17 protein-coding genes are annotated in these 19,673 nt (G+C 46.8%); 5 read left to right on the top strand and 12 right to left on the bottom strand.

What is annotated here, in order from left to right:
- Positions 1–64: 64 nt before the first annotated feature.
- Complete coding sequence (locus IXB50_RS06400; RefSeq protein WP_246564181.1) at positions 65–1,570, bottom strand: putative bifunctional diguanylate cyclase/phosphodiesterase; 1,506 nt, start codon at positions 1,568–1,570, stop codon at positions 65–67.
- A 9-nt stretch (positions 1,571–1,579) separates the two neighbouring features.
- The gene (locus IXB50_RS06405) at positions 1,580–2,749 is read right to left on the bottom strand and encodes an FIST signal transduction protein (protein ID WP_215608122.1); all 1,170 of its coding nucleotides are present in this window, start codon (positions 2,747–2,749) and stop codon (positions 1,580–1,582) included.
- 308 nt (positions 2,750–3,057) lie between these two features.
- Here IXB50_RS06405 and IXB50_RS06410 point away from each other — a divergent pair, with 308 nt between their 5' ends.
- Positions 3,058–6,618: a two-partner secretion domain-containing protein gene (locus IXB50_RS06410; RefSeq protein ID WP_215608123.1), complete on the top strand. Its 3,561-nt coding sequence runs from the start codon at positions 3,058–3,060 to the stop codon at positions 6,616–6,618.
- Between the two features lie 256 nt (positions 6,619–6,874).
- On the opposite strand, the gene IXB50_RS06415 is transcribed toward IXB50_RS06410, so the two are convergent.
- A complete protein-coding gene (locus IXB50_RS06415; RefSeq protein ID WP_215608124.1) occupies positions 6,875–7,603 on the bottom strand; it encodes a hypothetical protein in 729 nt (242 codons plus the stop codon).
- A 316-nt stretch (positions 7,604–7,919) separates the two neighbouring features.
- Between IXB50_RS06415 and IXB50_RS06420 the strand changes: the two genes are divergently transcribed.
- From IXB50_RS06420 to IXB50_RS06430, 3 genes are all read left to right on the top strand, one after another.
- A complete protein-coding gene (locus IXB50_RS06420; protein WP_215608125.1) occupies positions 7,920–10,295 on the top strand; it encodes a calcium-binding protein in 2,376 nt (791 codons plus the stop codon).
- Between the two features lie 163 nt (positions 10,296–10,458).
- Complete coding sequence (locus tag IXB50_RS06425) at positions 10,459–11,487, top strand: Rpn family recombination-promoting nuclease/putative transposase (RefSeq protein ID WP_215608126.1); 1,029 nt, start codon at positions 10,459–10,461, stop codon at positions 11,485–11,487.
- The gene (locus tag IXB50_RS06430; RefSeq protein ID WP_215608127.1) at positions 11,487–12,065 is read left to right on the top strand and encodes a Uma2 family endonuclease; all 579 of its coding nucleotides are present in this window, start codon (positions 11,487–11,489) and stop codon (positions 12,063–12,065) included. Before IXB50_RS06425 ends, IXB50_RS06430 begins: the two co-directional genes overlap by 1 nt.
- 260 nt (positions 12,066–12,325) lie before the next feature.
- Here the strand turns inward: IXB50_RS06430 and IXB50_RS06435 are convergent, their stop codons facing one another.
- The 4 genes from IXB50_RS06435 to IXB50_RS06450 form a co-directional block, all read right to left on the bottom strand.
- Entirely contained in the window at positions 12,326–12,478 is a 153-nt protein-coding gene (locus IXB50_RS06435; RefSeq protein WP_215608257.1) for a hypothetical protein, read from the bottom strand.
- Positions 12,475–12,912 carry a phage integrase SAM-like domain-containing protein gene (locus IXB50_RS06440; protein ID WP_215608128.1) on the bottom strand — a complete coding sequence of 146 codons (438 nt, stop codon included), beginning with the start codon at positions 12,910–12,912 and terminating at the stop codon, positions 12,475–12,477. Before IXB50_RS06440 ends, IXB50_RS06435 begins: the two co-directional genes overlap by 4 nt.
- An 86-nt stretch (positions 12,913–12,998) precedes the next feature.
- Positions 12,999–13,247, bottom strand: coding sequence for a hypothetical protein (locus IXB50_RS06445; protein WP_215608129.1), 249 nt, complete (start codon positions 13,245–13,247; stop codon positions 12,999–13,001).
- Positions 13,248–13,437: 190 nt separating this feature from the next.
- Positions 13,438–13,677 carry a hypothetical protein gene (locus IXB50_RS06450; RefSeq protein ID WP_215608130.1) on the bottom strand — a complete coding sequence of 80 codons (240 nt, stop codon included), beginning with the start codon at positions 13,675–13,677 and terminating at the stop codon, positions 13,438–13,440.
- Between the two features lie 226 nt (positions 13,678–13,903).
- Here IXB50_RS06450 and IXB50_RS06455 point away from each other — a divergent pair, with 226 nt between their 5' ends.
- Positions 13,904–14,371 carry a type I restriction enzyme HsdR N-terminal domain-containing protein gene (locus IXB50_RS06455; RefSeq protein WP_215608131.1) on the top strand — a complete coding sequence of 156 codons (468 nt, stop codon included), beginning with the start codon at positions 13,904–13,906 and terminating at the stop codon, positions 14,369–14,371.
- Between the two features lie 153 nt (positions 14,372–14,524).
- On the opposite strand, the gene IXB50_RS06460 is transcribed toward IXB50_RS06455, so the two are convergent.
- From IXB50_RS06460 to IXB50_RS06480, 5 genes are all read right to left on the bottom strand, one after another.
- Entirely contained in the window at positions 14,525–15,136 is a 612-nt protein-coding gene (locus IXB50_RS06460) for a hypothetical protein (protein ID WP_246564183.1), read from the bottom strand.
- Between the two features lie 143 nt (positions 15,137–15,279).
- On the bottom strand, positions 15,280–15,519 hold the full coding sequence (locus IXB50_RS06465; RefSeq protein ID WP_215608133.1) for a hypothetical protein: 240 nt from the start codon (positions 15,517–15,519) through the stop codon (positions 15,280–15,282).
- Between the two features lie 374 nt (positions 15,520–15,893).
- A complete protein-coding gene (locus IXB50_RS06470; RefSeq protein ID WP_215608134.1) occupies positions 15,894–16,664 on the bottom strand; it encodes a hypothetical protein in 771 nt (256 codons plus the stop codon).
- A 293-nt stretch (positions 16,665–16,957) separates the two neighbouring features.
- Positions 16,958–19,006 carry a hypothetical protein gene (locus IXB50_RS06475; RefSeq protein WP_215608135.1) on the bottom strand — a complete coding sequence of 683 codons (2,049 nt, stop codon included), beginning with the start codon at positions 19,004–19,006 and terminating at the stop codon, positions 16,958–16,960.
- A 134-nt stretch (positions 19,007–19,140) separates the two neighbouring features.
- The gene (locus tag IXB50_RS06480; RefSeq protein ID WP_215608136.1) at positions 19,141–19,554 is read right to left on the bottom strand and encodes a Fur family transcriptional regulator; all 414 of its coding nucleotides are present in this window, start codon (positions 19,552–19,554) and stop codon (positions 19,141–19,143) included.
- Positions 19,555–19,673 lie beyond the last annotated feature (119 nt).

The following is a 19,673-nucleotide window of genomic DNA, read 5'->3' on the forward strand; positions in this document are numbered from 1 at the left end:
CTGGCAATTCTATACCCTATTGCAACGCATGAAACCCCCGGCAGCTCTTACCTGAGCTAGTATTTCAGGGACGACTAGCTATGATTGAGCGTATTAACTCTTTGCTTTCCGTACTTTCTTCCAAATCTCTCACAAAACTGCGATCGATTTTAATGCCATGGATTGGATACTTGGCTAGATAACTTAGCGATGAGTATCCTGTCCCGAAGTCATCGACAAAAATGCTGAATCCGAGTTTGTTTATTTCGTTCAAATTCCTCATGACTAACTCAGAGTCTGCGAGCAAATAACTCTCAGTGATTTCGAGCACAACGTCGTCGGGACTGATATCTGACATATCAACTATCCTTAGCAGAAAAGGTACGATATCCGATCTTTGTAGTTGACTGCAAGAAAGGTTCACATTGAATTTCTGATTGGGACTGATGATGCCATGCTCTCGCCACTGGCGAAATTGCTTGCAGGCTTTAGCGAATACGATCCGATCAATGTCTATAATCAGTCCCAATTCTTCCGCTAGGGGAATGAATCTATCTGGCGGGATGATACCTTTTTTTGGATGAGTCCATCGCACCAAAGACTCGATCGAGAAGATAGTGGACTCTTTGATGTCAACGATTGGTTCAAATTTAATGCGGAACTGTTGCTCTCGAACGGCGATCTCTAATTCTCCCTCTAGCTCAATTTCTTCAAGGTGTTCCGCACGCATCTCCTCGTCGAAGAGTTGATAGCAATTGCCTGTTGTCTTGGCACGATACATTGCAATATCAGCATCACGGACTACTTCATCAGCGGATTGGTATGACATATCAGCTAAGACAATGCCAACACTCGCAGAAATAGGTATCTCGGTGTCATGAATTTGAATAGGGTGAGTGAATGTATCGTTAATTCTCTGTGCGAGTTTGATGGCTTCGGACTCTTCAAGCTTCTCCATCAGTATCACAAACTCATCGCCACCCAATCGAGCAAAGCATATTGTATTACTAATAAGTGCTGACAAATGATTAGTCACATGAATCAAGACTTTGTCTCCAATCAGGTGGCCAAACCTATCATTAATTTGTTTGAAACGGTCGAAGTCAATGAAGAAAAAACATAGTCCGAAGTCTGCATCGGTGCCTAGTTGAACTACGCACCTGTTTAATTCCCTCATTAATTGGTTTCGATTGGCTAAACCAGTTAATTCGTCATGCGTGGCCTCGTATTCCAGTCGCTTATTTATTTTTTCTAGATGGAGCTGGGCGTTTCGTAGTTCAGTGGTTCTTTCCTGCACCAAGTTCTCTAGTTCCTGCTGGTGTAAGTTCGCTTGGGCAAGGCGTAAGCTGGATTCATGCTTTAAATCTTCGTATGCCTGATAGAGCTTCAACGACGTTGATTTCACCGACTGCTCCAGGAGTTCACGATTGGTACTGAACTCCTTAATTGTTTGATCTACGGCTAAGACGAAGTTGTTCCAGCCTTCAAGACTAGGCACTTCATCAACCGCTACGCCTTGCCGACGCATGAGTCGCTTCAGCATACGATTTAGTTCATTAGAACTTTTGTCGGACAAGGGTTGAGTAGACATAGTCGATCCCTAATACTCGCGTATTAGACCTATAGTAAGGGTCTCATTGTGAACATGCGGGGGCCCCGATGAGGTCGTTGAGATTTCTCCAAAAGCATACATCCCGATTTGATGAATCCCATGCCCCAATCCATCGTAAGCGAGAGCAGCTTCTTCACTCGTCTTCTCAAGTAAAACAGTACGTCGGCCAGCACAGCTCACACAAACTGCTAACGCATTTTTCTGCGGTAAGATCGTTTTGCTACGCATACGCTCAATAGCTTCGTCGACACCATCGAGAATTTCGTCTTCTGTAGTGGTCATGACTTGAACCATCACCCCTTCGGGAATGTCACCAGCCAATTCAATCGCGCCAGATTCTTCATCTACGCTGTTGACGTCGCGAACGATTTGCATTTCGAGACTCGGTAACCGAACGGTTAGGGGATAGCGAGTGGACGACTCACGCAGCCCAAATCCTACGTTGCTGCCAACCTGTCGATGGTAAACATCTTTGGCGGGTTCACCATCGAGTTCGAATAATGTCCTACCGGAAGTTCGTGTTGCCTTACATTCCGTTCCAATCAGTCGCCATCCTCCTCCGGTTGCTCGTGTCAGTTCCACCGTATGACCAACGAAGCCCACTGCACAAGCGTGGAATCGTTTGAGTTCACCGTCACAAAGCATCCATGTATCGTCAAGGGTGTGACCGCTTGCCAGGCCACCAGCAATGGTCACATCCGGTGGCAACATTTCCTGCAAGCCTTGCACTAAATCTGTTGCTTCTGTAGTTACGCCATCGGCAAAAATGAGAACGCCTTTAAGATCGTCATCAGCCAGTTGTTGACCAAGGTATTGACCCGCCGTTCGAGACTCTTCGAATGCTTGGACTGATGTATAGGAAAGTCGAATTTGGGTATGCTTGAAACGGATGATACCTACGGAGATAGCTCCTTCGAGTAAGGCTCCGTCACAGACCACGACCGGCGTACTGCAACCGATAATCTTCGATTGTGGAAAGGCATTACGGAGTTCTGCTAACGGCTCCGGCGAGTCACAGTATTCATGCGCAGCGAACACTGCAACAAGGGTGTTTTCAGAATCCAAGTTTGGAAATGATTTCGACCAGCCAGTGGCCAGGTCATAGATCAACGTCTCGGTAGTTTGTTCTTCTACACCTAAATGTGAAATTGTTCTCATTGCTGAACATACCTGAAGTAATCGATCCCATGAATAAGTTTCCTTCGGTTTTTAAGGTAACTCTTGATTGGATCGATTTTTTCAGTCTATCTCCTTTTATTGGGATACTATAACTGTGAATTTTCAGTCTATCCACCCAGAATAGACGGATAAACTGAAAATTTAACCTATAGTGAAGCTCAAACCCACGTTGGGTTCAAAACCCAACGCTAATTGAGGGCTGTCCACTCAAGGGACAAGGTAGCTCAGTTTCAACACTTGGATGTTTTCTGAATATAATCTAAGCCATACTGCACAGCGGTGTACCTATGCTGCCTCTTAAAGCGTCTCTGCCTTCCTGCCTTCTGACTCTAGGGTCTTTGGCCATCTTCCCCGCACCAGGATTAGCGCAAATTATTCCTGATCAAACCTTAGGCACTGAAGCATCTAGCCTTACTATTGATCAAATGGTTCGAGGGGACATAGCTGATCTGATCGAAGGTGGCGCAACTCGTGGCAGTAATTTATTCCATAGCTTTAGCGAATTTAATGTCAATGCCAGTGAACGAGTTTATTTTTTGAATCCAGCTGGGATTGACTCTATTTTGAGTCGCATAACAGGCAACAATCCATCAGAGATTTTTGGCACTCTGGGGGTGGAGGGGCCAGCCGATTTGTTTTTGATGAATCCTAATGGCCTGATTTTTGGAGAGAATGTCCTGCTGGATGTGGACGGATCGTTCTATGGCACAACAGCTACAGCTATTGAGATTGAGGATGGGGTGTTTAGTGCCGTCGAGCCCGAACGGAGTCAACTGTTGGCCGTAAGTCCGAGTGTGTCGTTTTGGAATTATTTGACAGAGGATTCAGGTGATATTATCGGCCAAGGAACAGTCGCCATAGGTGGCGACTTAGTACTGGCTGGGAATAGCCTGGATCTGAGAGGACAGCTCGCAGCCGTAGGAGATATCGCATTACTAGCGACGGATACGATGCGGATTCGAGATTCGGCGCAGCTGCCATTTATTGGCTTTGCTGGAGGCAATCTGTTGGTACAAGGAAACCAGCAGGTAGATATTGTGGCACTGCACCATCCGAACAGTGGGTTATATTCCTATGGAGATATGGTGCTCAGGGCGGCGGAGAGAATTGTAGGAGACACTCACTATTTAAGTGGTGGCGCTTTTCGGGTCGAACAGTTAGATGGCTCAGTAGGAGAACTGTTTAGTCCCATTGATCCAATTATTCGGGCGTTGGGAGATGTAACCATTGGCACCTATGAAGGCTCATCATTACATATTCTGGCAGGGGGAGCAGTTGCCATTGGTACTGCGGAAATTATTGCTAGAGAGGGAACAAATATAGATGTTGATTTTTTACAAGAAACAATCACACTGTCGGATGGAACCATTGTTAAGATTGATGGTAATGCCCAGCCAACGCTGGATGTTCGGGCTGGTGTTCGCCCAGAAGCCATTGGGGCACCTCCACTCAATCTCTTGACTGGATTCAATGGAGGTATCGATGATTTCTCCGACAATTCTGTTGCTAATCAACTCCCGACCAGTGCCAACATCACCATTGGTGATGTAGCCTTACGAGTGGTGAATGGTGTGGTACTGCTTACAAATCAGTATGCACCCAACCTGGACTTACCAGGGGGCAATGTTGTTGTTACCGGGGATGGAGACCTGGGCTTTGGCATCAATGCCCAAAATTTTGCTGGCCTCGGTGGAGCGGTTTATTTAGATGCTCATAACAATATCGATATTCTGAATAGTGTGATTTCTACAGCAGCAGCAGCAAATGTTAGAGATGTTGTGATAGCAGCTGATGGAACCGTTAAATTTGATGGGCTGGACGGCACCCGTGCAACAGGGGTCTTTAGTAACATTGCGGCGAACGTTACAGGTACAGGGGGCGATATACGCATCACCGCTCGCAATCTGCAAGTGCTAGGGGGCGCACAACTGAGCACTAGTACCATTGGCGAGGGTACGGCTGGCAATGTCATTCTGGAGATAGACGAAATGGCGCGGTTTGAGGGCAGTAACCCTAGCAATGGTCTTGCCAGTGGGGCCTTTAGTAGTATCCAACCCAATGGTACGGGGACCGGCGGTGATGTCCGCATTACAGCTCGCAATCTGCAGGTACTTCAGGGGGCACAGCTAGGTGCGGGCACTTTTGGAAAGGGCACAGCGGGCAATATCATTTTGGAGATAGACGAAACGGCTCGGTTTGAGGGCAGTAATCCCAGTAATGGAAACCCTAGTGGAGTCTTGAATAATATTGGCGTTAATGGCACAGGCACAGGCGGTGATGTGCGCATCAACGCCCGCAATCTGCAGGTACTGGAAGGAGCACAGTTGAGTGCTGGCAACTTTGGCGAGGGCTCAGCGGGCAGTGTAATTTTGGAGATAGACGAAACGGCTCGCTTTGAAGGGAGTGACCCTAGAGATAGAAGTGCTAGTGGAGCCTTTAGTAGTATCCAACTTAGTGGTACGGGTAAAGGCGGCGATGTGCGTATCACCGCTCGTAATTTGCAGGTGTTGGGGGGAGCACAGCTGAGTGCTGGCACCCTAGGAGAAGGTATAGCAGGTAGTATCATTCTGGATATAGACGAAACAGCCCGGTTTGCAGGAAGCGATCCTGAAAATGGGAGTCCTAGTGGAGCCTTTAGTAGTATTGACCCTAATGGTGTGGGTACAGGCGGTGATGTGCGCATCACCGCCCGCAATCTGCAGGTACTTCAGGGGGCACTACTAATTGCGAGTACCTTTGGCGAGGGGAAAGCAGGGAGTGTCATTCTGGAGATAGACGAAACGGCAAGGTTTGAGGGCAGTAACCCTAGCAATGATCTTGCCAGTGGAGCCTTGAGTAATATTGAACTGGGTGGTATGGGTGAAAGTGGCGACGTGCGTATCACCGCTCGCAATCTGCAAGTGTTGGGAGGGGCACAGCTGAGTGCCGACACTCTTGGAGAGGGCATAGCAGGCAACGTTATTCTTTTGATAGAAGAAACCGCTCGGTTTGAGGGCAGTGATCCCAGGGATAACAGTCCCAGTGGCGTCTTGACCAGTATTCAACCGAGTGGAAATGGTGAGGGGGGTGACATTCGTCTAGAAGCAACAGATGTAGAAATTATCAATGGTGCGGCTCTCTTTGCTGGCAGCATCGGACAGGGTAATGCAGGAGATATTGTCCTTGCTGTACGCAACAGCCTAACTGCTAGGGATGGTGCGATCGCAACCACTGCTGACCAGGATGCTGGGGGCCAAATCCAAATCAGCGCTGGCAACATTTTTCTCTTTAGCGACAGCGACATTCAAACCTTCGTCAATTCAGGTGACAATAATGGCGGTAACATTACCATCAACGCTAATGTCTTAATTGCCCTCGACGATAGCGATATCCTCGCTTTCGCTGCTGACGGTCGGGGTGGCGACGTCAACCTCAATCAAACCGCCTTCTTTGGCCAAAACTTTCAATTTGCACCACCTGGCACCGACCCTCGCACCCTCGACAACAATGATCGCGTGGATATTAATGCTACAGGGGGGATTGCGTCCGGTATGATCACCCTCGCAGATACCAGCTTTGTGCAAAACAGTCTCACCGACCTTCCCGACAACCTGGTTAACCCGGAAACCTTAGTTGCCACTAGCTGTGTCGTACGAGACAGCAACACAGCCAGTAGTTTTACCATCACTGGTAGCGACAGCTTGCGTGAACAGCCTCATAATTCAACCAGTACCTACAGCCTGGATACTGTGCAGCCAGTCCCTGGCAACCCTGACTCAGGCCTTGAAGTCAGTGAACCTCAAGGAGCTTACCCCCTTGAGAATGGTCGGTTAGTACTCGGACGTCCATGTGCTACCGAAAATGAATAACAGAGAAGCCTTACTTCTCACAGGCTATGAACTAACACAGTGCTAAATGATGTAATCTTCGCGACTGAAAAGCAGACTTACCCATGGGTTTAATCAAGCAAAAGAGCTAACCAAAAGCATTGGCATAGCTTCAATACTGGTCAACAATGACTCACTCTGAACAATGCTATAGTTGTCAAGATCTCGTTCCTGCTATTGATTCAACCCCTAACAAGCCTTCATCACTCCTCAACACTGAACAGCACCCTGCTCAAAGTCATCGATCAATAATGAGTGGAATGCCTGTTGAGATCGACCGAAATAAACGAGCTGTAGCCGATGGTTTTAGACGAATCACACTAGCATCGTTATCAGTATGATAGACCCAGGTTTTAGTACCATTACTGACTGTAATTTGCCAGCCAAAAATCAACTGCATCGTGCACAGATGCCAGGGCTCATAGATCCCCAGACAACCATCCCAGTCCACTGCCTCTGCGTCCGTAACACTTAATTTCTTAAGAGGTACATTAAAATGCTCAACAGTAACCTGCAGAACTTTCTCCTGAACAGAGGGTGGCAAATTATTGTCTAACGTTGAGCGTCGAATAGTATCACCTGTACTATCAGTGCGGTAAAAAACGCTCTGAGGATTCTCTTCCCCCCTCCTGATAGCCTCTATTTGCCAGCCCTGCGTCAGGACATCGGTACAGTCTTCTGCGGGTTTTCCTAGGCCTAAACAAGTATTTGGCCAGGTTTCATAATTAAAACGATACGCCGAGAACTGTTTTACCGAAGTGTTCATATCCTGAGCAATAGCTGCCATAATCTTGTCATAAATTTGCGGTGACGGAGGTTCATATAACGGTTTAGTGAGACCCTCCTCAGACTCGGCTAAATTTTTATATGAGAGCTCAGTCCGCTTTAACTGAACCATACAAGCAATTGCCAAAGTAGCAACAATAATACTGCTTACCAATAAAATTTTTCCTTTAAGAGAACGCATAGTAAATCACCCCCATCTTTCATAAGTAGGCTCATCTGACTACATCAATGCAGGCTCACTCTACGCACAATGAATCCAGAAGATTTATGGGAGTAAATGGCACCTAATCTCTGGCTCTTCTCTTATTTCAGGCCATTCAAAGATTTAGCCATAACCAGAGTCATGCTAATTCCTGACATTACCAGCCATGATTAGCCGTTGTCTCCTGGTAGGCAGTTGGCAAACCTGACATTTTCTGTAACGACAATCTTGAGATTCCTGCCTAAGGTTGTAACTGTCAAAAAAATGAAACGCACAAACAATCAGGACAGGCATCATGAGTATCGTACCCTTTTCAAAAGAGCAACTTGTTAATACGGTGACTGAGGGAGCCCAAGGTAATCTAGATATTGCGATGGATGATGTAGGCAATCATGTGATTGTCTATGAGAGTTTTGGTCAGGACGGTAGCGAATCAGGTATTTTTGCTCGACGTTTTGATGATTTTGGGAATGCTACCCTGCCTGAATTCCAGGTTAATCAGACAACCGAAGGCAATCAACTCAATCCTGCTGTGGCAGTATCAGGGAATGGTGAGCGCTTTGCGATCGCGTGGGACGATGAAACGGATCACCCTGATCCCAATAACCCAGACGACGAGGATGCTAGTGAACAGGGTGTTTTTGCTAGCGTATATAACGCTGATGGTGATGTCATCTTGTCTGAGTTCCGTGTTAATACAACTGTTAAAGATAATCAGCAGCTGCCAGAAATCGCCATGGCCCATGATGGTAGTTTTGTCATCGTTTGGGAAAGTCAAAACCAGGCAGGATTCCTTAGCGGCACAGACATTGTTGCCCAAAGATTTGATGCGAATGGTAACCCGATTGGAGAAGAAATTTTAGTGAATGAAGGGGCCATTGAAGATGATCAAAGCAATATTTCCGTGGATATGGCTGATAATGGCGCATTTGTCATCGCTTGGGACAGTGATGATGGGGACAATCTAGGTGTTTTTGCGCGGCAATTCAATAGCTCTGGTGAGGGAGGCGATATTATCGCCCTGAACTCAGTGACTGAAAGGGTACAAAAAGATCCCTCCATCGCAATTAGACCCGATGGCAATGAGTTTATCGCCACCTGGGATAGTAGACCAAAAGATAGGGCGCTTCATGGTCTCTATGCGCGTAGATTTGGTAGTAATGGTCAGCCCACAGGCGATGAAGTGCGGATAGATACCACCACCAAATTAGCAAGCTCTCGTAAACACTCCGTAGCGATGGAAGCTGGCGGTGAAGCTGTTATTGTCTGGGCAGGAGATGCGGGGGCCAGGGATCCTGTTTCGGGGATTTTTGCTCGATATTTTGATGCTATCGGCAACCCGGTTGGTGATGAAATTCATATCAATACCGAGAAAGAGAGTACTCAAGATAATCCTGTTGTCGCGATTTCTAATGATATTACGAATCCTCGCCAGTCGTTTGCGGTTGCCTGGGAAACTGAAAAGCCCGAAGAGGGAATTGCTAGCCGTCTATTTGGTCAGGCCTCCGTGGTGGAGTTCTCGGCAGCAACCTTCGAAGTGCAGGAGCCGGATAGCGATGTGATACCCATTAATGTCACCCTAAAACGAGTTGGTACCGATTTTAACTCAGGAGATATCACCATCCAGCTAACGGCAGGGACTGCAACGGCAGATGATTTGCAGTCCTTGCCAGATACATTTCCCACGTTTGTAACATCCTTTGGGGTAGATGAAGATACGGCCACCCTTGAGCTGTTGGTCAAAGCGGATGATTTAGAGGAAGGTCTTGAAGAGCTTTCCTTTGATATTACTGATGCTGGTATCAATGCCATTGGCGAGCAGAAGACAACTACCTTGAAAATTTTGGATGCAGATTCTGAGAATATTCCCGATCCAGATAATGGCGAGAATCCTGATCCGGATGAGAATAACAATACGGCCACTGACCAGGACGATGTCTTAACAGGTACTGCAGGTGATGACACCCTTGCTGGACTGGGAGGTAATGACACCCTATTTGGTGATGACGGCAATGACACCCTCATCGGCGGTGATGATAATGACCTGATCCTGGGGGAAGGGGGGGATGACCGCCTGTTTGGTGATGACGGCGATGACACCCTGATCAGTGGTGAAGGTAAGGATGAACTGTTTGGTTTAGCAGGGGATGATTCTTTGGGTGGTCAAGAGGGAGATGATTTCCTGGATGGTGGTACGGGTGACGATATTATTATCGGCGAAGAAGGTGATGACACCTTGCTAGGGGGCCAAGGAAACGATCAGCTGACGGGTGGCGTAGGCGATGATCGCTTATTTGGCGAAGCAGGGGATGACATTTTGATTGGGGTAGGTGCTGAGGCGGTATTTCCATCTCCCACACTGGGGCAGGGGGAAAAGGACCTGATGCATGGTGGCAGTGGTCTTGATACGTTTGTGCTGGGAGATGCTAATCAGGTGTTCTATGATGATGGTCTGATTTCTGGCGACCATGCCATCATTGAGGACTTCTCCACTAGCGAAGATATTATTCGCCTGCATGGTAGCAGTGCTGACTATAGTCTGTCTCTCGGGACGTTAGATGGAGTCACGGGCACCTTTATTCAAATGAATGATGCCAGTGCGGATACAATCTCATTTGTCCAGGGTGCCTCTGGCTTAACACTGGATGCAAGCTACTTCCAATATGTTTGACGCAGAGCTACCAGTTGGCACTATAAATTAGCAAGCGTAGGGGATGAGCTGATTGGGAAGATTCATTGCTGAATATACCTGAGCCTCGACACCCAGCCCCTACGGGATTATCTATTTTGAAGCGGGGATACTGAATGCGGATTCTGCACAATTTGTATCGTCATTGAAAACCGATTCGTTATTCTATCTGCTCTTCGAAACTGCGCCTAGCATTCTGTTTGAGCTGATTGGACAGCCAGCACTAGCACCAGGCTATCGCTTTAGCTCAGTTGAGCTAAAGCAAACCGCTTTCCGCATTGATGGGGTATTTCTGCCGCCGGAGGGCAGTGATCAGCCAGTCTACTTTGTAGAGGTGCAATTTCAGAAAGACCCACTGCTGTATCGTCGTCTATTTGCAGAAGTATTTCTGTTTTTACAAAAGCACCCTGATGTAAAGGAGTGGTGTGCGGTTGCTATTTATCCAAGGGGTAGTCTGGAACCTGATGATAACGAAGCCTATGGGTGTTTACTACAGAGTGATCAATGCCAACGGATTTTCCTGGATGAGCTGGCTCCAAGTCAATCGGTGACTCTGGGGTTAGTTAAACTAATCGTAGAGCCTGCTAGTACAGCAATTGCTCTGGGCCAGCAGTTAATGCAGCAAGCAAGGGAGCACCCTCCAACTAACCTGACTACCAAAGCCATCCTGAATATCCTTGAAACTATTATTCTCTATAAGTTTCCAAACCTTACGCGCCAGGAAATAGCCAACATGTTTGCCATTAGTGATCTGAAAAAAACCAAAGTCTATGAGGAGTTTTATGCCGAATGGCAGCAAGAGGCATTGGCTAAGCAAAGGGCATTTGTAGTTCGCTTGCTCAAACGTAAAGTAGGAGAATTGCCTGAAGCAACCTTATTGCAGGTAGACAGGCTATCGTTTATACAGCTGGAGGATCTAGCTGAGGCATTATTTGATTTTAGTGAGCTGGCGGGTTTGGATGCTTGGCTAAATCAGTTGGCTGGAAAGTGTACTGAGGTGCTACATATGCTAACCCAACGGTTAGGGCCGTTAGGGTCATTAGTGACACAGCAGATAGAGGGGCTGACTTTGGAGCAGTTGGGACTATTGGAAAACGCTGTAACAGATAATATGACCAGCGATGGGTTGATAGATTGGCTAGAACAGCAGCCAGGTAATGAGAAGGGGGAGTAATGAGTCAAACCGCTGAACGGGTTCGATGGAAGATACGAGACCTAGAAGTGCTGCCTCAAAGTGAAGGCACGAACTATGAACTAATTAATGGCGAGCTGTTTGTGACTCGTTCGCCCCATCGTAGACATCAGCAAGTCAGTGGCAAATTTTTTGCAGCGTTGGATGAGTGGTCAGAAGCGTCGGGGGTAGGGGAAGCTATTTTGGCACCGGGGATTATTCCGTCGGATACGGATAATGTGATTCCTGATGTGGTGTGGATTAGTAGGCAGCGGCTGGCTGTGCTGGAAGATGAGGCGGGACACCTGACGGGTTTTCCTGACCTGATTGTTGAGGTTCTGTCACCGGGTGATAGTAATATCCGTCGGAACCGTGAGACAAAGCTGAAGCTTTATTCGGTGCAGAGTGTGCAGGAATATTGGATTGTAGAACATCGGTTTACGCGACAATTGGAGATTTATCGGCGGCAGCAAGGACAGTTGGCATTAGTTGCAACGCTGATAACAACCGATGAGGCGACATCACCATTGTTGCCGGACTTTTTCGAGCAATTCACTTTCATCCACAATTCAGTTCTTTAGACGGAACGTTTTTGTCACCCTGATAATGAAATGTACAGATGTCAAAAGTCTGATTTGGGTCAGAAGTAGACACTACTCAAACACATAACTCGTTGGATGAAAGATCCTTCCCAACTATTTAGCCTATACGGATGATTCGTCCATCCTATGTATTAAACACATGGGATACATTACAGACTACGCTTCTTGAATTTGGTGGATTACTCAAATAATCGCTAATCCACCCTACATATGTTCTTAAGCGACTCTGACTCGTTTGGTCAAACTTGCCTTACCTCATTGGGTTGCCCGGTGGGCAACGGCTTACTCCAATCATTGGGGGCAACGCAGTTGAGCTTGTACAGCAGCGTGATGGTATTGCGTACAGCTTTAAATTCAAGTTGCTCACGGATTAAGTTGTTACCCTTGATCACCACCAAACCTCTTCAATAGATGGATCATCAAAGCGCTTCAAAGTTGCTAGCCATTCTGGCATATCTTCTTTTATGGTTTGCTTTAAATCAATCAGAGCTTCTTTGCTGATCAAACCTCGCTCATGCATAAAAGTATAGAATTTCTTCAAACTTGTTGCATTTCCTTTAATACTTGACTGACTAGCCCACATAGCCTTTTTTATAAACCAATATCCAAGAAACATGCCTACAATGTCACTGCCATCTTTTGCCTCAATGATCTCGTCATACAGCAGAAATTCGTTTATATAAAAATCAATGTTTGAAAGATGATTATTTATCGTCTTTTCCGACAGGCTAGATGATTTTAGCCAATCCTCAAAATCTTTCAGTAGCCGTTTGTTAGCCTTCCTCAGTGTTTTGCAATCTTCTTCGTATTTCTCGTATGAATCCATGACCAATACTCAGCTATTTGATGTTTTTTCACCTAACGATGCCAATCACCAGTGCGAGTCTTAAATACAAGGGAAATCATTTATATTTAAACGACTTCCTCCTCCCTTTTGCTGATTTTACGCATTAGGGAAACAGGCCAAAACAGCGAGCCGAAAAAAGCAACGATAGCATAGACTACTTTTAGTCTTACTTTTTCTGTTTTAGGATCAGCCCCTTCTGGATTTGTCAGTGACAAAGCAACCGTGCTAAATTTTCCCAGATCCTGAAGCTCCGTGGCATAGCTGATGAAAAAACCGATTAGGTAAATAAACAGTACAATTAGCAAGATTTTCATTGTCTTAATTAACCGTGATTATTTATGGCGGTCAGTGTTTTCCTGATCTTCCAATATGGGTGATTAATTATACTCATCTCGCCTGAATAAAGTTGGTGCTATTCAGATTTATTTATTATTCTGCTGCTCCACCTTGAGCTTAGGATTCGGTGGATTACGCGAAAATCGCTAATCCACCCTACATGTGTTTTTAATCGACTCTGATGTGCTTGGTCAGAATTGCCATGACTTCATTGGGTCGCCCGGTGGGCAACGGTTGAATCCAATCATTGGGTTCGGCGTAGTTGAGTTTGTGCAGCAGCGCAATGGTGTTGCGCAAGGCGGTCAGGGTGCCAAACAAAATGTGCCGCACTGTCTCAAATTGATGCTCTGGCAAGGTCGCAGGCTGAACTTTCGACACCTCGGTGCCTGTGGATGTGTCTTGAAGCATGGATTCTGATCTCCAAAACGTAGCGTTTGCGAAGGAAATCAGAGCCGAATGCCCTAGAAAACCACACAAGACGTATGCACACCGGAGATGCTAAGGCATAATAACCCAAGCCCGCAGACCGGTAAGATGCGTTGCAATGCATACATAAATTCAAAGCCACACCTCGATACATTCGTTGATTATTCGAATCATCGCTGAGCCAGCTTGCACAAGCTACAATATAGCCATGAATACAGCACATCCAGACATTGTCATAGTAAGTCCTGACGGAGAGTATCTAATTATCGTTGAGGTAAAACTCAATGACAATTTGTCTCATCGTCAAAGTGCTATCGAGCAACTCAAAAGTCTAATGGCTTCCATGGGTTGCTCAGTTGGATTAGCTGTAACTGGTGACCATATTTTGCTGCTCCGCGATTCCCTAGAAAAGTCCCATGGTGAATCGATTACAATGGTAAGTGAAGCATTACTACCAGAGCATTTACTGCCCTCTGCAAATGAGCAATGGAAAGGGCACTATGATCTGGAGTTTGAAGCACGGATTCAACAATGGCTTGAGACATTAAAGCAAGCTCCAAGCTTAGAAAATTTGCCCAGTGATTTAAGGCAGCTTTTTAGTGAACCCACTATTAGCCTTTTGAGGCTTGGGGAAATTCGGGCAGCTGGTCCTAGATGGAGCAAAGTCGCCAGTTGAAACCCAGCATAGTTTTAGTGGAAACAAATTGGGTTGTCGATATGGTTAGCAATACTTACCTGCCGTTAGGTGTCAGCAGGATTATTTCCTAAACTACTATGGAGTAATTTGGTGGATTACGCGAATGCTCGCTAATCCACCCTACACAAATACTTAACTCAGATTTCGTTCGCAGAGCTCAAAAAAGACTCGTAATCTTCCCAATAACATCGACATATCTCCCACACCAGTCAACAGCGACTCACTTACCTCACCATTGACCAATAACCGATAAAACTTCCAGCCTTCACCATTGGTAACAATGCCATAGCTATCAATCTCTTTTCCTTGTTGTTGATGCAGCCACTGACAAACCTTCATCTCCACTAAACACTGAGCCGCACCTTGCTCAAAGTTATCCTTCTTCGCTTCGATGACACACACATAGGGCAACTCTAAATACGCTCGCCGTTCTGCAATTAAATAATCTGCATTACCACAAACATCTTCACCCTCTAAATAGGGGCCTTTCCAAACTTTCAGATGGTGAGATGTCTCTAAGCCTTCTTCACAAATCGCATCGATTAATAAGGTCTTGGATACCTCTAAACTCTCTAGATCAAATCGCTGTAGCCGTTCTAATCGCTGCTGAAAAAAGTCACTGACTGGCACAGGTTCAGCCTCAATTGTCCAGCGCTTTAGCTCATTAAGCCCCAAGTACTTAAAGGCCTCCTTGTAAGTAAAGCTAGAGAAGCTTTTCTTTCGGTTTTGAGTCACTTGGGACATGGCTAGCATCCAATAGTTGCTTCTATTATGGTAGCCTCTATCAACTCAGGCCTGACATCCAGAGTTCGCCCCACCCAGTCAGCTAAACTGCCATCAATTCGGTGGATTACGCGAATCATCGCTCATCCACCCTACATGTGTTTTTAATCGACTCTGATGCGCTTGGTCAGAATTGCCATGACCTCATTGGGTCGCCCGGTGGGTAAGGGCTGACTCCAATCATTGGGTTCGGCGTAGTTGAGTTTGTGCAGCAGCGCCATGGTGTTGCGCACGGCAGTCAGGGTGCCAAACAAAATGTGGCGCACCGTTTCAAATTGATGCTCTGGCAAGGTCGCAGGCCAAGATTTCGACACCTCGGTGTCTGGGGATGTGTCTTGAAACATGGATTCTGATCTCCAAAACGTAGGGGTTGCGAAGGAAACCAGAACCGAATGCCTGAGCAAACCTCACGAGATGTATGCACACCGAGGATGCTAAGGCATAATAACCAAAGCCCGCAGTTGCTAGTATCAGCTGTGGGTCAGCTGTCGGTTAGGTGCGTCACCACCTGCCGACAGCGCCAGATATTCAGTTCTGTAGTAAAGTCGCCATAAAGACGACCTGCGAAAAACTATAGGTCTCTTTTAGAACTCAGTCAAGAGACAAATTGCTAGGACTCTTGCTATGTTTCGCCCACCTCACGATGGATCGTGAAGCAATCAATTTTCTTCCCTAGCAAGAGACTTCTAAACTCTCCAGAACCAATATCACTCGAACCTCACACAAATTCTGAATAGCGACTGCCATCTGAGCGAGTTACGATGATTCTTCTTAAGGCTTTTCCTGTCTGAATATCGATAGATGCTTGTAAGGCCCAGAAAAGTTTGACGTAACTTAACCATTTACGAAAATAAATCTTTAGCTCATCCCAATCGACTCGAAACACCTGGGCCTGCTTATTGGGGAGTGCAATGACGATTAAGCTTTGCCGTAGATTCAGATTATATGTTTTGTTGGCAGCGGCAATATAGGCTGCAGATTGGAGGAGATAAGAGCTTATCCAATCATATCGTTGAGGTTTATTTGCAGTCTTCCACTCCATTAGATACCAATGGTCATTCCATTTAGCGATCGCATCTACTTTTCCTGCATAGTGTAGTTTTGGATGTAAGACCGATCCCTCTACTAATTTGACATCTTCAATGGGCTTTATTTGCAAAAGAATAGGTTTGATAGACTGCCCAAATGGCAATAGTTCCGGTGGCCAACGAGTGCCCCTCCCACCCCTTAAATAATTAGCAACTCGATGATGAAACTCAGTTCCCCTGATGCAAGCATCATTACGCATTTGAGCCGCCATCTCTTCGCCAACCTGCAACTTCCAGTGATTTAACCGTCTTTGAGCCTTCCAACGGGGCAAAGTCAGTCCTTTATATTGAGAGATGACTTTGATAATTGTTGAGACACTCGCTAACCGTTGCCCTTCATTGGTCAAGAGATACTCTAATCCATCTTCGGTCACACTCCTCAGAGAGTAGCTTTCTAGCATTGTTGCACCGCGCTATACCGTATTAGTGTTCCCAGAAAAAAGTTGTACGGCATGCAGACTGCCATGAGCTTCTCATACCAAATCCGCATTCCTCAAACCCGATTCAAAATGGATAATCATATAGGGGCAATCCCTTGTGGTTACCTGCCGATACCGGGTGCGATCAGTCAGAATTTCGATCACCCCATACAAAGAAGCCCAAAAGCCTTCAAAGCTCTTGGGCAAAGACATTTATGAGTGAATAACTTGCAACCAACCGGGTGCGATCTCATCCAGTTGGTTGCACTAAGACGTTAGTTAACGCGGCAATTTTCAACAATTTCCTGAGTCGCCTTCTGTACCTCAAGTGCCCAGGCTTCACCAGAGTGTAGAGCCTTCTCAACAGTCTCTAGCGCCTGATAGAACAACTGCCAGCCAGCCTGCTCACGCCCATAGGTCTTTTGCAAGTCACTGGGCTCTCCTTGGATAAAGTCCAACCCTTCCTGCAACTGAAAAACACCCGTGTGGATAAACTCAGTGGCTTCATCCGCCTTGCCTGCATTAAACAAATTCGCTACTTTGAGAGAGAATCTCAACATGGCAACGGTGATGGGCAAACGAGAGACAAAACACCCCGTAAACGGATCAATGTCTGACTTAATGCTACCGATCTCCTCAGGCAGAGCATTGGCATAAGCGGAGAACAACAAAATCCGCAGATAATCTCCTACCTGCTTGCCCACCTTAGCCATAGCAATCGCTTCCTGAGCAAAGCCCTCTTTGTCATGGCGCATGATCAAACCAGAGGCATGGGCATACCCTAAGTTTGGCTGCTGACCACGGGCCGACAGAATGTAAGCCTGATCTTCTGCCCGACCAATAAAGCTGGGTGTAAAGGTTTGATAACGACGCAGACTGTCTACCAACACACCGTTGGTACCACCGGTAACGTGAATGCGCTGGATCGCCTGAGTCTCACCATCAAAGTCTGTCCCCGCCCCATAACGAGTCATCATTTCCGCTTCGGTCGATAGCGACTGGGGGAGTTTGCTAAAGAACACATACTCATCCGGGGCAAGACTGCTACCAGGGAACGTCACATCCGGTGTAAACACCCCTTTATGAATATCTTTCTGATTGACCAAGGCACCGGCAATCATACCCAGCTCAATCGGCTGACCAGTAGAATCTGTACCAGTAGCGCCCCACAGAGGCGTCTGCAAATGACCAAAGGCAGTCGCACCAGTCTGCTCTAGCAGCTCAGCTTGAGGGAAAACCTGGTCCAGGTCAATCTTGAACGTGGCCTTGATCTCAGGATCCACCAGGACGTTCCACAATGGCACAATTGCTTTTAGAAAACTGTAGTGCCGTCCATAACGACCATCCACGCCAAACACGGAGAGCATTTCCTTCGCCCCCTCACTAGCAGAGGAATGCTCCAGGATAGGCAGCAACACTTGATCGATCAGGCGGTTGGTATCGGTTTCAGTAAAGGCAAAAATATTGAGCTGATCCAAAGGCTCACTAGCCGCTAGGACCTGTTTCAAATAGCTTTTGCCCAAGGTTTGCAGGCGCTCATGGGTGACGGATACCGACAATACACAGTTCACCGAATCAGTGAGGCCTGATTGCTGATTTTCAAACGCTACCGCATGGTTTAGATGCTTAAGACCGTAGAGAATTTCGTTACTCTCTTCGGCAATACCAATGGGAATGGGGTGGTCGTACCAGTAAAGCTGGGGATCCTCTGCGGCATCTGCTAACTCAGATTGGAAATCAGTATCAAAATTGGACAGATCTGCTGAGCCCAGGGGCATCGTCAACAGCGCATTGGACGTAAACAACACCTGCTTGGCAGGGTTTTCGATGGGAGTGGGATTGAGCTGATCGATAGAAACCGTACGCCTTGCCCGTAACTCGGCCACCCGATCGGCTTCATTCCCCCAAATGCCGGTACCTTCAGGGAATAGGACAGACCATACTGCATTCGCGGCGGCCACTGTATCGCCAGCAGTGCCGTCTAGGGTGGCGGCCATCTGGTCCAGATTGGCTTTTAGCTCAGCATCTTGCTGGCAAGCTTGCTCTAGTTCTTGAGTAATCAGCTGGGCAGATTGGGCATAAAACTTAGCCGCTTTTCCCCAATCGGGTGATGTCGATAATTTATCGAGATAAGTTTGGGCTTCAGAAAAGCTGGGATGAGCCTCACCCGCTAAAACGATCAAAAAGGCCGCATTAAGACTTTGCAATAACGATGTCGCATCCTGCCCATCGGCTACAGTGGTCAGCTCTAAGGGCAAAATCGCCTCAGCTTCAGAACTAGCAGGCTGAGTTAGAAAATTCAGAATAGGATTGAGGGCTGTCATGAGTTTAGAGAAAAACGTCTAGGGGACAACTCAAAAGGTGTATGGAATACACCCCCCTATAGTTTTAGGTCAATCTGCCCTGGAGTATGGTGATGCGGACTTCAAATTAGTTCGAAGTTCTGCTGAAGTTTTTGTCAACAGCGATCGCACACACCATGCACCGTCACTTCATAGTTATCCACCGTCAGCCCAGGCCGTAGCTGAGCCGTATCTAAACACTGGAACTGCTCCCAAGGAATATCCTCAATCGAGCCACAGACCTTGCAACGAAAGTGATGATGGCGACCCACATTGGCATCGTAGCGACACACCCCTTCCTCTAAGAGCACCTCGCGCACTAGACCCACATCCCGTAGTGCCTGCAACGAACTATATATAGTTGCCTGGGAAGACCGGGGCACATCCTTATTTACATCGTGCAGGATTTGCTCAGCCGTCGGATGATCCTCACGGGTAAGCAAATTAGAATACACTGCAAAGCGCTGAGGTGTAACTCGCAGATGCTTCGATTTCAGTAGCTTGACAATTTCTTCTGTCTGCTGAGACATCGCCAAATAAATCTAAAAGATGTAATACAGGGTGCATAAGCCAACAGCAACCAACGATACAAGTGCTATGCATCTTGGAAACGTATACTGCAAGCGTAGCATCTGTATCCTAGCATTTA

It is taken from the genome of Leptothoe spongobia TAU-MAC 1115 (assembly GCF_018739885.1).
Lineage (GTDB): Bacteria > Cyanobacteriota > Cyanobacteriia > Phormidesmidales > Phormidesmidaceae > Leptothoe > Leptothoe spongobia.

Bases quoted from the DNA above. Each gene is read 5' to 3' on its own strand.
- IXB50_RS06455 (WP_215608131.1), top strand. From the start codon at position 13,904: ATGAATACAGCACATCCAGACATTGTCATAGTAAGTCCTGACGGAGAG.
- IXB50_RS06475 (WP_215608135.1), bottom strand. From the start codon at position 19,006: ATGACAGCCCTCAATCCTATTCTGAATTTTCTAACTCAGCCTGCTAGT.
- IXB50_RS06470 (WP_215608134.1), bottom strand. From the start codon at position 16,664: ATGCTAGAAAGCTACTCTCTGAGGAGTGTGACCGAAGATGGATTAGAG.
- IXB50_RS06450 (WP_215608130.1), bottom strand. From the start codon at position 13,677: ATGCTTCAAGACACATCCACAGGCACCGAGGTGTCGAAAGTTCAGCCT.
- IXB50_RS06465 (WP_215608133.1), bottom strand. From the start codon at position 15,519: ATGTTTCAAGACACATCCCCAGACACCGAGGTGTCGAAATCTTGGCCT.
- IXB50_RS06460 (WP_246564183.1), bottom strand. From the start codon at position 15,136: ATGTCCCAAGTGACTCAAAACCGAAAGAAAAGCTTCTCTAGCTTTACT.
- IXB50_RS06415 (WP_215608124.1), bottom strand. From the start codon at position 7,603: ATGCGTTCTCTTAAAGGAAAAATTTTATTGGTAAGCAGTATTATTGTT.
- IXB50_RS06445 (WP_215608129.1), bottom strand. From the start codon at position 13,247: ATGAAAATCTTGCTAATTGTACTGTTTATTTACCTAATCGGTTTTTTC.
- IXB50_RS06480 (WP_215608136.1), bottom strand. From the start codon at position 19,554: ATGTCTCAGCAGACAGAAGAAATTGTCAAGCTACTGAAATCGAAGCAT.
- IXB50_RS06400 (WP_246564181.1), bottom strand. From the start codon at position 1,570: ATGTCTACTCAACCCTTGTCCGACAAAAGTTCTAATGAACTAAATCGT.
- IXB50_RS06440 (WP_215608128.1), bottom strand. From the start codon at position 12,912: ATGGATTCATACGAGAAATACGAAGAAGATTGCAAAACACTGAGGAAG.
- IXB50_RS06410 (WP_215608123.1), top strand. From the start codon at position 3,058: ATGCTGCCTCTTAAAGCGTCTCTGCCTTCCTGCCTTCTGACTCTAGGG.
- IXB50_RS06430 (WP_215608127.1), top strand. From the start codon at position 11,487: ATGAGTCAAACCGCTGAACGGGTTCGATGGAAGATACGAGACCTAGAA.
- IXB50_RS06405 (WP_215608122.1), bottom strand. From the start codon at position 2,749: ATGAGAACAATTTCACATTTAGGTGTAGAAGAACAAACTACCGAGACG.
- IXB50_RS06420 (WP_215608125.1), top strand. From the start codon at position 7,920: ATGAGTATCGTACCCTTTTCAAAAGAGCAACTTGTTAATACGGTGACT.